The sequence below is a fragment of the Bradyrhizobium sp. USDA 327 genome, assembly GCF_041262065.1.
Classification (GTDB): Bacteria; Pseudomonadota; Alphaproteobacteria; order Rhizobiales; family Xanthobacteraceae; genus Bradyrhizobium; species Bradyrhizobium liaoningense.
This window is the reverse complement of the sequence record NZ_JBGCCW010000001.1, coordinates 3,159,493-3,172,446: the sequence shown is the minus strand read 5'-3', so window position 1 is coordinate 3,172,446 and position 12,954 is coordinate 3,159,493. Positions and strand designations below refer to the sequence as shown.

Below are 12,954 nucleotides of genomic sequence, written 5' to 3'. Positions count from 1 at the left end.
GAGTTTCTCCCTCAAGCTCCCGCCGGTCCTTGCGCGATGTCGATCACGTGCCGATCAGTGCCAACCGTAATGACGATAGTGTACGTCTTCGGTCCTCCGCTCTCACTTGCAACTGGTGGCGCCAGATGCAATTGCCCGCCGTACCATTCACCCGGCATCAAGGTGTTGTCCTTAATGACTGCTTGCTCCAATGCCGCCATGTTGCGCTGCCCCGTCTCGACTGTGGCGGCGATCATCGCTTCGTTTTGAACGGCCGCATTGTTCTGCGCGATCACAGCCGCAGTGGGGCTGTAGAACGTTCCGGTGCGTCCGCTGGGGGTGGTGTAGCTGCCATGACCAGCGTTCGCGGCGCTGTAAGCGTTGGCACCCGCGGCCAAGCCAGTGAGGAGGGCGGCGGCAACCTGCCGGTTTCGCTCCTCTTGGACCAGCATCTCGTAGGTCACGACCTTCATCTCGAAATCAGAGCCTGCGGCGTGCTGGACAGCCTCGACTTGCCCGACGCGGAAGTCGACCGGCTGCTTGCTTAGATTGTTGATGCCGACGACAAACACCGGCCGTCCGTTCGCTTGCATTTGACGCGACGCTGGTCGCACCAGGACGAGCGAGCTCTTTTGTCTGGAGACGAGGGCGGGCTGCCCGTCTCGCATGAGGGCCTGCTGCTGCGGATTTGACGCTCGGAAAGAAACCGTCTCGCCGGTCGACATACAGCCGCCCAAGAGGGTGCAAAGCGCTAAAACACCCAAACTACGCATAGAGGATCCCCCGACCCGACGCGCGCATCAAAACGCAACTGTCGCGCGAGATCAAGGGGCGGCACCAGTTTCGAAATCGATCGCTGTTGAAGGTCAAGGCCCGTCCAGGGTGCTGGTCGGCGAGAGCTAACCCTTCCACCTTGAGGCACGTTATGCAGGGCCCAGGACACAGCCGCCTTGCACGCGTGGGGTTAGCGCGCGTGCGAATCGAGCAGCATGGCTCTGAGCTATGATCTACGATCCTTCTATCAGTCGGGAACAAGTGGCAATCTGGCGCATTCCTTCTTTGCTCCGGTGTACCCCAAGAGCCCCCCTGAAGCCGGAGCAGACCCCAACGGCCTCAGCTGCCGCCCAGCTGAGGCCGCCCCTTTTGTCCCGAAGGGTCACGGCAGGGCGGGGATGCTCAGAGGCGCTTCTGAGACGCAAATTGGGGTGGACTGCCGCTCGCGAAGTTCGGCCTGACATCGGCTCCACGGTTGCCGCATCCGCCGCACACGAAGCGCGGCTCGACATCAGACAGGCGAATGTCGTCAGGCCAGCGATCGGCGCTGACAGCAAGGTTATGGCCGCAGTGGCAATAGACCAGGACGCCGCGCAGCCCCATCTCGCGCATCTCGCCAAAGGTGATCTTCATGGGACGGCCGTCAACGTGCGTGGGCGTGTGGCGTCGAGGAGAACGAGACATGCCGCCATCAAAGCGGCATCGTAAGCAGCTCGCAAATTATCGATTCCTGGTGGCTGGCGGGACTCGCGCGAGCTACGGCCGCTAGTAGGTGTGGACAGACTGAAATCCCCGGTCCGCTACCCGGGGATTTTCGAGCGTGCAGGGCATCAAGGGGGCCGCCTTCCTCGGTCGCCGACGAGGCGCCCCTGAAATGCCTATTTTCATAGGGTCTGCGTGCGCCCTGCCGACGCTTGGGCTAGGGTGGTAGCCCGCAGCATGAATTTGCCCTTGAGGGTGCGGAGATCGCCCCATAGGGCGCCGGCCACGGAGTTGCCGGTTCCGGGTCCTTGCGGTCTGGTGAACTAGGCGGACCGAACGCCCACGCCAACGAACGACGCTGTCGGTGCCGTCCGAACAAAGGCTGGGGGGGGCCACTTGGGTGGCGGGAGCCCGCCTGAAGGGGGGTGATGAGGGCGCGGCGTTCTGTGCGTGCGCACCGGTGGATCAGGGCGGCAACGTGGTGCCGATTAGAGCATGACGTCAGCCGTGTGCGTGCATTGCATCGTACATCGTTCTAAGGAAGCGGGTTCGCTTTGATTGATCGAGCCAATTATAAGTTTCGTCAGCGTAGTCGGATAGTAGCTGAATATGGTGGCTGAAGTGCTTCTTAAGATCAGGCTCAACCGCATATACCCCGATCCGGCGCACCGATTTGCCAAAGACATCGCGCGACTTGTCGAGGACGATTGATTTCAGTGCGGCCTCATCTAGCCGGACCGACTGCTTTCGCAAGTCGAGCGTGCTGGCGATATGCATTTTGCCGTTGCGCAGGGCGAAGTCGGCCAAGAGCCCCTCATTCGGTGCCACAGGCAGGGAGCGAACAATCTTTCCGTCTTTCAGTCCCTGCTCAGGCTTTGCTAGCGCCTTCGCTTTCCGGAACGTTGTGGCGATCTCCGTATTGATGCGCGAGACCGCATCGGTCGGCTTCGGTTTCGGAAGAAGGACCAATGTGTCCATGATCTCTTCAAGGGTTCGTTCATAGTCGGATCCGCCATGAGCAGCTAGAGTCCCCACTCCGCTTGGAGAGATCATCGGTTCAACAAGCGCCAGTCGCTCCAGCAAGACCTCAGCCGGTTCACCTGAAGAGCAAAGCGCAGCGATTCGCTCTCGCACACCTTCGATGCGAGCTTCCCAGTTTTCGCGAGTGAGCGCCTTGAGCTTGAACGCCGCCTGGGCAAGACGCACGTCCGCCTTGCCCTCCCGGAAGACAACGATCCCCACGTTCACGCGTTCGCCGCGCCGGCGATCTGGGGTGGCAGTTAGAACCGAGTACTTATAGATATGATCCATTGCGGATGCCTTGGCGGATTTGGTCGATTCTGTCGGTTCGTTGGCTAGAGTTCCACCAATCTACAATTTTGCTCTTTTGTTCGGCTGAAAGCCAGCTTCTCGGATGAGCATTTATCGCCTGCACGATGTGCGATTCCTTAACTTCGTTAAGTCGCTGCAGTGTCTGGTCTGCTTCTGCTTGATCGATGTACTCACCAAAAAGATGGCAAAGGACGCGGCGAGCCAAGATCGTCTTCTTCTCAGGCGCGAACGGCAAGCTTGGTAGGGGCATGCCGTTAAACAGCCATGCTCGGGAATAGTCAAATGCGAGGACTGCCCAGCCACGGCGCTGCTGCCGGAACAGGAAATTGTTCAAGTGACGATCTTCATTATGGATGAAGTGGTCGAAAGCGTAGATCCGGGACAACGCCGCAGAAATGTCGCTCAGAGCGATCGCGCCGCGTCGCACCATGTCCCACCAGGGTTCGGTCGCCACGCCACCCTCCCACCGAGAGCCAAAGACCAAGGTGCCATCCGGGCGCTCGACCGCGGTGCAGGGTGGAGATGGAATTCCGACAAGCTCAGCTAAGCGGGTGCAAAACCATTCGTCATGAGGCGTAAATGCGCTCGAGCTGCCGTCCTTGACCACGTAATCGCAACCGTCGTCGCACCGGCAGATGCCGCTTGCATCTGCAGTTCCTAACCCATCCGGGTCGCACCACCTAATTCGTGGAGGAACCAACACCCCTCAAGCCCCCGAGTCCTCAGCTAGACACGATTCCGCAACCGCAAGGCGAGCGCAAGGGCGAGTGGACAACAAGCGGTGGATTGTCGCGTTTGGGTCCTTTGACCTGCAGCGACTCGATTCTGCACTGAGCGGAGGGGATATGATCGGAACTCAAACGGAAGGGGTCGCGGGCCGCAGGCGATCCTTGAGCCGGAAGTTGAAGCCGCCAGGGGCGCCGGGCGGCCTCTTCCTCAATTGGTGGGCGTCAGCCCAAAGCATCTCATGGGCGCTTCACCCTGAGCCCCAGTTCCACCAGCCGGCGGATGGCTTCGGAGCGGTTGGGCTCGTCGTCCTGCTGCGATGCCCACGCTTCGATTTCTTTGGTGAGTTTCGGAGGCAGCCTCAATGCCGTGATGGGGTCTTTGCCCGTTGCCGGACGCCCGCGCCGCTTTTTAGGTATAACCCTATTTGACTTCGCCATATTTTTGTATAACCTAAAAGCAAGCCGAGGGGAAGTTGCAGCTTCCGCCTCGGCTCTAACCCCGATCAAGAGAGGCAGTTACCCCATGACCGAAGCTGACCGCGTGCGTAGCACGCCACCCCTAAACTCGTCCTCAAACAATGTCGCCGGGACGACAACCGTTGATCACGTCGAGACCTCCTCTCGACGCCGATTCCTTGCCCAAGCCGCGGCTGTCACCGCTGGGGGCGTCGCGCTTGGTGCGGCACTTCCGCTGTCCGGATCGGCCAAGGGCGCCGATCTGGCAACAGATCCGATGTTTGCCGCAATCGAGGCCCACAAGGCCGCCCGCGCCATGACATCGACATGGCTCGCCCGTTACTGCGAACTTGAAACCTTGCTTCCACAGGAAAAGCGTCGCTCCTCCATCTGCGCCTGGGGAGAGACCATCGTCGCGACGGATGACCCTCGCTGGATCGAGGCGGAACGAAAGGTTGACCTAACCAGCGATGCGGAGTTCGACGCAGCATACGCACTCCTGGAAGTCGTCCCCACCACAAGAGAGGGCTTGTTGGCCCTCCTCGGGCACGCCATCGCGCACGAAGCGGACCATTACAGCTGGCCGGAATACTGGAACAGCGACTTGCTGGAGTACCTCTCGGAGGTGCTGCCGCAACTCTGGCAGGAGGGGAGGGTCTGATGGATAAACATCAGCATCTTGAGGAGATCGACCGAAGCCTCGCCGACATTCAGGTGATGGGACAAGTCGCGATCCGAGCAGCGCAGAATCTCCAGCTCTGTGAAGACGATTCCGGCTGCTACCGTCTGCCAGAGCAGGAGACGTCGATACTGTTGTTCAGCGTTCACGACGTCTTGGACCGGATCGAGAAACTGAGAGCCGCCAAGGCGGGGCCGGACGCGCGGACGGTCGACGAGGCGGACATCCACGAGGGGGGCATCAACAAGAACCAGACCCGGCAACCGAACGCGGATGTTCTATACGAACTTCGGCACATGGCCATTCTCGGCATTCGAGTGCTGGAAGGAATGGACGAGAAGTTCTCACCAATCCCACGCAGAGGCATCCGAGGCGCTGGCCTTCTGTCTACACGACATGCTCGAACGCATCGACAGGCTGGAGCACACCGCGGGGCGGGACTGATCCGCATCCCCCTATCCCATGACAAGGCCCGGCCTAGCGCCGGGCTTTTTTCATGGGCGCCGACGACGCAGGTAGGCACCAAAGGCTGCGATAATTCGGGATCCATTCTCAAGGCAATCAGTTGGACCGAAATGCGCATCCAGGCGATGACATGGGCAGCAGGCTCGCTGACCGTCCTCGGTCTTCTGATCTCCGCATGCGCAAGTCACCAGTCATCTTCAGCGAGCCCGTCCGGGGCACCGTGGGCTCGCGATCTCAATGAGAGGCCGCCAAGTCGGGAGCCAGCCGATCGAGGGATAGTCCCAGAGGTGAAGTCTGACCTAAAGGCGACGAGAGACAGAGTACCGCGCTAGGGAGGCGGCTTCCATCCCGCGCTCTTATAAGACCTGGTCTGCGTCGCCAGGCACCACATCCGCGGACAACAGGGACGAAGCCAGTAAACAGGTTCGCGCTATAGCTCGCGCTCCATCGCGGGATGCCTCCGGTTCTTTATCTTGATCCAATGCTTCTGGCGCCCTCCGCGGTACGGCCGATCGCGGTGCTTGGAAACGAGCCCCTCAAGCCCCATCCGGCAGGCCGCTTGAAATAGGTCGGGCCCGATCTCGCCGCGTTCGAACGGCGCCACGCTGATCCCGTCGGGGCGGTGAGCCAATAGCTGCTCAAGGCTCGCCTTCCGCATATGAAGGGGTAGGGAACGGAGATCATCGCCGCCCGTCGCGAGAATATCGAAGGCGTAAAGCTGCACTTCGTGATCGTATCGCCGGCTATGCAGCGCGTTGAAGTCGCTAATGCCGTCCACCCCGAGGATCACAGCCTCGCCATCGATCACAAAGCGCTTCTGTCCGTTCTTCAGCGCCGCCTCGGCTATCCATGGGTAGCGCTTGGTCCAATCGGTGCCGTTGCGCGAGAGGAGACGCACGCGCTCGTTCTCCCGGATGACCAGCATTCGGTAGCCGTCGTGCTTTACTTCATGGATCCAGTCGGGCCCGTTCGGCACCTGCTTGCCGGCGGTAGCCAGGCAAAGCTCGTACGCCATACGCATGGTCCAAAAGATAGGACTTTTCGCTGGCTTTACGAGTCAGGAACAAGTGGCAAATTGACGAATTGGCTTTCTGCTCCGGCGTCCCCAAAAGCCCCCTGAAGCCGGAGCAGCCTCCAACGGTCTCAGCCGCCCAGCTGAGGCCGTCCTTCGGTAAGCTGCATGTCAGCGGGCGTTCTCCGGCCCAGGAATTATAACCAATCCGGCTTTGTTCTTCTCTGCGTGTATCCATAAACGGAGCACCCAGAAGAAGGTCACCCGATTCGGCAGTTGCCTTGATTATTGCTCTTAGGCGGTGGCTACCGCTCTCGGCTGCCCGTGATTGCAAGCCGCGGATTTCCGCGATCGAAGTCGGGCCGCACGTCGGCGCCACTGGACGCCGTCCCATAAAGGGAATCTCACTGGCTCCACTTATCAGGACTGCCGGTTGCACTCCAACACAGGGGGAGCCCGCAGCATGATCAGAGAACCCTATTTTGATACATATTCGATCCCTGCACGCGTTTGTTTTGCCATTGCTGTGTTTGGTGGCGCATTGCTGATCGCCGTAGCGGTTACGAGCGTCTACTTCACAAAATAACGCAGCTGGAACCCCGTGGTAAAACGTTAGGCTCAGACCGAAACCAGAGGTCGGTACTGGCGTTGGGCACAATGGATGACGAAGAACTCAAGGCCCACAGTGAACAAGCCCTTGTCGTGGTGACCCTCAGTACGGCAACGCTGATCGCGTGCGTCACCCACCCGCGCCGGCATTCGCCGCACCGAAGACGAAAAGCAGGTAGATGGTCGCTACCGTCCCGACCAGGATCTTGGCGAGGCGCATACCGCCGCCAAGGCAAACGATGATCAGCACGGTGCAGGCGATTATGACCCAGACCATTTGAGGCTCACAAGATTACGCCGCTCTAGGTTGCTATGCTGGAGGCGCGCTCGTGGAACGTCAAGCGGACTTGCGCAGCCAATAGTCGAGAACAAAGCACGAAGCGCCGTGTACGATCCGTGTATCATCGACTAAGCGGGACTAGACAGGAAAGGCTCAAACTAAAGGGTTTTCGTCTTAACGAGACGAGACACGGAAAGCGAAAGAACAGAACGCGCAACGTTTTGAAAACACTGGCGATCCCGGCAGGACTCGAACCTGCAACCCGCGGAGTAGAAATCCGCTACTCTATCCAGTTGAGCTACGGGACCGTTTTGAGCCGGCCGGTCTAGGCGGCTGGCAGTTCATCTAACATGCCAATATGAAAAATCTGGTGTTTCGCCAAGCCTGAACCGAACCGTTTTCCTCAATGCGGCGACAAAGTGGAACGGTGGCGTGTCAGGGTGCCGGGCTGAGCGGCAGCGGACTGGACGATGGATTACATCGCCGGGACCGCTGAGGAGCTTCCGGGACGCGGCCGCCGGTCGACTGGTCCGGTATTGCTGCGCCATCAGGACGGCGTGCGCGGCGGTATCTTGATCGGTCTCCTCTGGGCTTGCCTTGTCATGGCGATTGTGACGATTTGCACCGTTGGTTCCATCGCCTTGAGGCTGTCACCTTTCCGCGCATTTCTTGCGACAAGCGGCGTTCGTCCGCGATTTCCGGGAGTCCATCCATGATCGGTCTTGTTCGCGCCGTCACAATCTGCGCCGCGCTGGCGCTCGGCCTTTCGGCTGCGCAGGCCGCCGACAAGGCGTTCAAACGCGACGATCTCGCCGATTCCGCCATCAAGCTGGAGGCCCAGATCAAGAGCGAGGCGGGGCCGGTCGCCAAGTCCAGCGCGACGCTGCGCACGGATGCCGACGCCGCGTTCCGGCGCAATGATGTCCGCACCGGCCTCTCGGTGCTCGGCCAGATCGCGGCCACCGCTCCGGACGATGCCGGCAACTGGCTGCGGCTTGCCAAGGTCATTTTCCAGATCTCGCCGAAGAGCTCGAGCGAGCAGACCTTCCTGCTCGAGCGCGCCTCGACCGCCGCCTATATCGCCTATCAGCGCGCCGGAACCCCGGGCGAGGAGGCCGACGCGCTCGCCGTGCTCGGCAAGTCGCTGGCCGAACGAAAACTGTGGCGGCCGGCGCTGGATGCGTTGAGGCTGTCGCTCGACATGCGTGAGGTCGCCGACGTTCGCGGCCAGTATGAGAAGATGCGCGATGAGCACGGCTTCCGGCTGCTCGACTACACCGTGGACTCGGATTCGGCGAGCCCGCGCGCCTGCTTCCAGTTCTCGGAAGAGCTTGCCAAGCGGACCGACTTCGCGCCGTTCCTGGCGCTGGCGGGGCAGGACAAGCCGGCGCTGTCGGCTGAAGGCAAGCAGCTCTGCGTCGATGGGCTGAAGCACGGCGAGCGCTACAACATCAATCTGCGCGCCGGCCTGCCGTCCACCGTGAAGGAGGGCCTGCCGAAATCGGCCGAGTTCAACGTCTATGTCCGCGACCGCAAGCCCTTCGTGCGCTTCACCAGCCGCGCCTATGTGCTGCCGCGGACCGGCCAGCGCGGCATTCCCGTGGTCAGCGTCAACACGCCCGCAGTCAACATCAACGTCTTCCGGATCGGCGACCGCAATCTGATCAACACGGTAGTCGACAGCGACTTCCAGAGGACGCTCTCGACATACCAGCTCTCCGATCTCGGTGACCAGCGCGGCGTCAAGGTCTGGTCCGGCGAGCTCGCGACCGCGATGACGCTGAACCAGGACGTCACCACCGCATTCCCGGTGGACCAGGCGCTCGGCGAGCTCCAGCCCGGCGTCTACGTGATGACCGCCGCGGCCAAGGGCCCGGGCTCGGACGACGAGTACCAGCTCGCGACGCAATGGTTCATCGTCTCCGACCTCGGCGTCTCCGCTTATTCCGGCAATGACGGCATCCATGTCTTCGTCAACTCGCTGGCCTCGACCGATCCGGTCGGCAAGGCCGAGGTGCGGCTGGTTGCCCGCAACAACGAGATTTTGGCCACCCGCAAGACCGACGACAGCGGCCACGTGCTATTCGAAGCAGGGCTCGCGCGCGGTGAGGGCGGGCTGTCGCCGGCGATGCTCACCGTCACCGGCGAGAAGGCCGACTATGCCTTCCTCAGCCTCAGGTCCTCCGCCTTTGATCTGTCCGACCGTGGCGTTTCGGGGCGTGCGGTGCCGGCCGGCGCCGACGCGTTCGTTTATGCCGAGCGCGGCGTCTACCGCTCCAGCGAGACCGTCTATCTGACCGCGCTGTTGCGTGACGGCCAGGGCAATGCCGTCACCGGCGGGCCGATGACGCTGGTGATCGAGCGTCCCGACGGCGTCGAATTCCGCCGCGCCGTACTGGCCGACCAGGGCGCCGGCGGCCGCACGCTGGCCGTGCCCCTCAACTCGGCCGTCCCCACCGGAACGTGGCGGGTGCGCGCCTTCACCGATCCGAAGGGATCGTCCGTCGGCGAGACCACCTTCATGGTCGAGGATTACGTCCCCGACCGGATCGAATTCGATTTGTCTGCCAAGGACAAGCTGATCAAAGCTAATGCTCCGGTGGAGCTGAAGGCGGACGGCCATTTCCTTTATGGCGCGCCGGCTTCCGGCCTCCAGCTCGAAGGCGACATGCTGGTGGCGCCCGCGAGCGAACGCCCGGGCTTTGCCGGCTATCAGTTCGGCGTCGACGACGAGGAGACCACCTCGAACGAGCGCACGCCGCTCGAGAACCTACCCGAGGCGGACGCCAATGGCGTTGCGACGTTCCCGGTCACGCTGGACAAGCAGCCGGCCTCGACCCGGCCGCAGGAGGCACAGATCTTCGTCCGCATGGTCGAGACCGGCGGCCGCGCCGTCGAGCGCAAGATCGTGCTGCCGGTCGCGCCCGCCGCGGCGCAAATCGGCATCAAGCCCCTGTTCGGCGACAAGAACGTCGCTGAGGGCGACAAGGCCGAGTTCGAAATCGTGTTCGTCTCGCCCGAGGGCAAGACGCTGCCGCGTGATGGTCTGCGCTATGAGCTCCTGAAGATGGAGTCGCGCTACCAGTGGTACCGCCAGAACAATTATTGGGAGTACGAGCCGGTCAAGTCGACCTCGCGCGTGGCCGACGGTGACGTTACGATTGCTGCCGACAAGCCATCGCGCATCTCGCTCAGCCCCCAGCCCGGTCGTTACAGGCTCGACGTCAAATCCAACGATGCCGACGGCCCGGTGACCTCGGTACAGTTCGACGTCGGCTGGTACTCCGACGGCAGCGCCGACACGCCGGACCTGTTGGAGACCTCGATCGACAAGCCGCAATACGCCTCCGGCGACACCATGACGGTGTCGGTCAACGTCCGTAGCGCCGGCAAGCTGACGGTCAACGTCCTCGGCGACCGCCTGCTGACGACCCAGACCATCGACGTCAAGGAAGGCACCGCGCAGGTGAAGCTCCCGATCGGCAAGGACTGGGGCACCGGCGCCTACGTCGTGGCGACGCTGCGCCGTCCACTCGATGCGGCGGCCCAGCGCATGCCGGGCCGCGCAATCGGGCTGAAATGGTTCGGCATCGACAAGCAGGCCCGGACGCTGCAGGTGAAGCTGACGCCGCCTTCACTGATCCGGCCGAATTCCACGCTGAAGATCCCGGTCAAGCTCGATGGGCTCAATCCGGGCGAGGACGCCAAGGTCGTCATCGCCGCGGTCGATGTCGGCATCCTCAACCTCACCAATTACAAGCCGCCGGCGCCGGACGATTACTACCTCGGCCAGCGCCGCCTGAGCGCGGAAATCCGCGATCTCTACGGGCAACTCATCGACGGCATGTCGGGGACGCGCGGCCAGATCAAGTCCGGCGGCGACGCCGGCGCTGGTGAGCTCCAGGGCTCACCGCCCACGCAAAAGCCGCTGGCCCTGTATTCCGGCATCGTCACGGTCGCCGCTGACGGCACGGCCGAAGTGAGCTTCGACATTCCGGAGTTCGCCGGCACCGCGCGCGTGATGGCGGTGGCGTGGACCGCCACGAAGCTCGGCCGCGCCAACACCGACGTCGTGATCCGCGATCCCGTGGTGCTGACCACGACCCTGCCGCGCTTCCTGCTCAACGGCGACCACGGCACGGTCAATCTCGAGATCGACAATGTCGAGGGCCAGGCTGGCGACTACGTCATCAACGTGAAGACGGGCGGCCCGGTGAAGATGACCGGCAATCCCGCGACCACCGTGAAGCTCGCCGCCAAGCAGCGCAATGCGTTCTCGCTCGCGCTCGACGCGACTGCGGCGGGGCAGGCGACGCTCGACGTCGACATCAGGGGCCCGAACGGCCTCGCGCTGGCACGCCACTATGCCTTCGACGTCAAGGCGGCGACGCAGGTGCTGGCGCGGCGTTCGATCCGCACCCTGGCGAAAGGCGAGAGCCTGACGCTGACCTCGGACATGTTCTCCGATCTCGTGCCCGGCACCGGCAGCGTCTCGGTCTCGGCCAGCCTGTCCACCGCGCTCGATGCGGCGACGATCCTCAAGGCGCTGGATCGCTATCCCTATGGCTGCTCGGAGCAGATCACGAGCCGGGCCATGCCGCTGCTCTATGTCAACGATCTCGCTGCCGGCGCCCATCTCGCGATGGACACCGAGGTCGACCAGCGCATCCGCGACGCGATCGAGCGGCTGCTGGCCCGCCAGGGCTCGAACGGCTCGTTCGGCCTGTGGTCGGCGGGCGGCGACGATGCCTGGCTCGATGCTTACGTGACGGACTTCCTCACCCGCGCCCGCGAAAAGGGCTTTATGGTGCCGGACGTGCTGTTCAAGAACGCGCTCGATCGCATCCGCAACTCCGTGGTCAATGCCAATGAGCCCGAGAAGGACGGCGGCCGCGATCTCGCCTATGGCCTCTACGTGCTCGCACGCAATGGCGCGGCGCCGATCGGTGATCTCCGCTATCTCGCCGACACCAAGCTGAACAACCTCGCGACGCCGATTGCGAAGTCGCAGCTTGCGGCAGCGCTGGCGCTGGTCGGCGACCGCAACCGCGCCGAGCGGGTATATGGTGCCGCGCTCGACAGCCTCGCGCCCAAGCCGGTGCTGGAGTTTGGCCGCACCGACTACGGTTCGCAGCTCCGCGATGCCGCAGCGCTTGTCTCGCTCGCCAGTGAAGGCAACGCGCCGAAGGCGACGTTGACGCAGGCCGTGTCGCGGGTCGAGTCCGCGCGCGGACTGACGCCCTACACCTCTACTCAGGAGAATGCGTGGCTGGTGCTGGCGGCGCGTGCATTGGCCAAGGAGAACCTCTCCATGGAAGTGGACGGCCAACCGGTCAAGACCGCGCTCTACCGCAGCTACAAGGCGGACACGCTGAGCGGCAAGCCGCTGAAGATCACCAACACCGGCGATGCGCCTGTGCAGGCGGTGGTCTCGGTGTCGGGCTCGCCGGTGACGCCGGAGCCGGCCGCATCCAACGGCTTCAAGATCGAGCGCAGCTATTACACGCTCGACGGCAAGCCCGCCGATATCAGCAAGGTCAAGCAGAACCAGCGCTTTGCGGTGGTGCTGAAGATCACCGAGGCCAAGCCTGAGTACGGCCACATCATGGTGTCGGATTATCTGCCGGCGGGCCTGGAGATCGACAATCCCAAGCTGGTGTCCTCCGGCGACAGCGGTACGCTGGACTGGATCGAGGACGGCGAGGAGCCCGAGGATACCGAGTTCCGCGACGACCGCTTCACCGCGGCGGTCGACCGGGCCTCGGATTCCAAATCGGTGTTCACCGTCGCCTATGTCGTACGCGCGGTGTCGCCCGGCAAATATGTGCTGCCGCAGGCCTATGTCGAGGACATGTACAATCCCTCGCGCTATGGGCGCACCGGCACGGGTACGGTCGAGGTGCGGGCGGCGAAGTGAGATGGTGGGTTCGAACGTAAG

9 protein-coding genes and 1 tRNA gene are annotated in these 12,954 nt (G+C 62.7%); 3 read left to right on the top strand and 7 right to left on the bottom strand.

Annotated features, from left to right (window positions below; genetic code table 11):
- Window positions 1-11: 11 nt before the first annotated feature.
- The 4 genes from ABIA42_RS14470 to ABIA42_RS14455 form a co-directional block, all read right to left on the bottom strand.
- The gene (locus ABIA42_RS14470) at window positions 12-704 is read right to left on the bottom strand and encodes a hypothetical protein (protein ID WP_035715036.1); all 693 of its coding nucleotides are present in this window, start codon (window positions 702-704) and stop codon (window positions 12-14) included.
- Between the two features lie 451 nt (window positions 705-1,155).
- Window positions 1,156-1,437, bottom strand: a complete 282-nt coding sequence (locus ABIA42_RS14465; protein ID WP_035715040.1) for a hypothetical protein — start codon at window positions 1,435-1,437, stop codon at window positions 1,156-1,158.
- Between the two features lie 519 nt (window positions 1,438-1,956).
- Window positions 1,957-2,766, bottom strand: coding sequence for a DUF3037 domain-containing protein (locus tag ABIA42_RS14460; protein ID WP_081492566.1), 810 nt, complete (start codon window positions 2,764-2,766; stop codon window positions 1,957-1,959).
- Window positions 2,750-3,490: a HipA family kinase gene (locus ABIA42_RS14455; protein WP_347369238.1), complete on the bottom strand. Its 741-nt coding sequence runs from the start codon at window positions 3,488-3,490 to the stop codon at window positions 2,750-2,752. Before ABIA42_RS14455 ends, ABIA42_RS14460 begins: the two co-directional genes overlap by 17 nt.
- A 548-nt stretch (window positions 3,491-4,038) precedes the next feature.
- Here ABIA42_RS14455 and ABIA42_RS14450 point away from each other — a divergent pair.
- Both ABIA42_RS14450 and ABIA42_RS14445 read left to right on the top strand, forming a co-directional pair.
- Window positions 4,039-4,632 (top strand): hypothetical protein, encoded by a 594-nt coding sequence (locus ABIA42_RS14450; protein WP_157461162.1) that lies wholly within the window; start codon window positions 4,039-4,041, stop codon window positions 4,630-4,632.
- Window positions 4,632-5,447 (top strand): hypothetical protein, encoded by an 816-nt coding sequence (locus ABIA42_RS14445; RefSeq protein WP_370157141.1) that lies wholly within the window; start codon window positions 4,632-4,634, stop codon window positions 5,445-5,447. Before ABIA42_RS14450 ends, ABIA42_RS14445 begins: the two co-directional genes overlap by 1 nt.
- Before the next feature lie 98 nt (window positions 5,448-5,545).
- On the opposite strand, the gene ABIA42_RS14440 is transcribed toward ABIA42_RS14445, so the two are convergent.
- The 3 genes from ABIA42_RS14440 to ABIA42_RS14430 all read right to left on the bottom strand — a co-directional run bounded on the left by ABIA42_RS14440 (window position 5,546) and on the right by ABIA42_RS14430 (window position 7,324).
- Window positions 5,546-6,130, bottom strand: a complete 585-nt coding sequence (locus ABIA42_RS14440; RefSeq protein WP_081492567.1) for an RNA ligase family protein — start codon at window positions 6,128-6,130, stop codon at window positions 5,546-5,548.
- Between the two features lie 736 nt (window positions 6,131-6,866).
- Entirely contained in the window at window positions 6,867-7,013 is a 147-nt protein-coding gene (locus tag ABIA42_RS14435) for a hypothetical protein (protein WP_370112839.1), read from the bottom strand.
- A gap of 234 nt (window positions 7,014-7,247) precedes the next feature.
- A tRNA-Arg gene (locus ABIA42_RS14430) sits at window positions 7,248-7,324 on the bottom strand.
- Window positions 7,325-7,728: 404 nt separating this feature from the next.
- On the opposite strand from ABIA42_RS14430, the gene ABIA42_RS14425 reads away from it, so the two are divergent.
- The gene (locus tag ABIA42_RS14425) at window positions 7,729-12,933 is read left to right on the top strand and encodes an alpha-2-macroglobulin (RefSeq protein WP_370112841.1); all 5,205 of its coding nucleotides are present in this window, start codon (window positions 7,729-7,731) and stop codon (window positions 12,931-12,933) included.
- Window positions 12,934-12,954: the final 21 nt, after the last annotated feature.

Coding starts and splice junctions, on each gene's coding strand:
- ABIA42_RS14470 (WP_035715036.1), bottom strand. CDS start 704: ATGTCGACCGGCGAGACGGTTTCTTTCCGAGCGTCAAATCCGCAGCAG.
- ABIA42_RS14465 (WP_035715040.1), bottom strand. CDS start 1,437: ATGTCTCGTTCTCCTCGACGCCACACGCCCACGCACGTTGACGGCCGT.
- ABIA42_RS14460 (WP_081492566.1), bottom strand. CDS start 2,766: ATGGATCATATCTATAAGTACTCGGTTCTAACTGCCACCCCAGATCGC.
- ABIA42_RS14450 (WP_157461162.1), top strand. CDS start 4,039: ATGACCGAAGCTGACCGCGTGCGTAGCACGCCACCCCTAAACTCGTCC.
- ABIA42_RS14445 (WP_370157141.1), top strand. CDS start 4,632: ATGGATAAACATCAGCATCTTGAGGAGATCGACCGAAGCCTCGCCGAC.
- ABIA42_RS14440 (WP_081492567.1), bottom strand. CDS start 6,130: ATGGCGTACGAGCTTTGCCTGGCTACCGCCGGCAAGCAGGTGCCGAAC.
- ABIA42_RS14435 (WP_370112839.1), bottom strand. CDS start 7,013: ATGGTCTGGGTCATAATCGCCTGCACCGTGCTGATCATCGTTTGCCTT.
- ABIA42_RS14425 (WP_370112841.1), top strand. CDS start 7,729: ATGATCGGTCTTGTTCGCGCCGTCACAATCTGCGCCGCGCTGGCGCTC.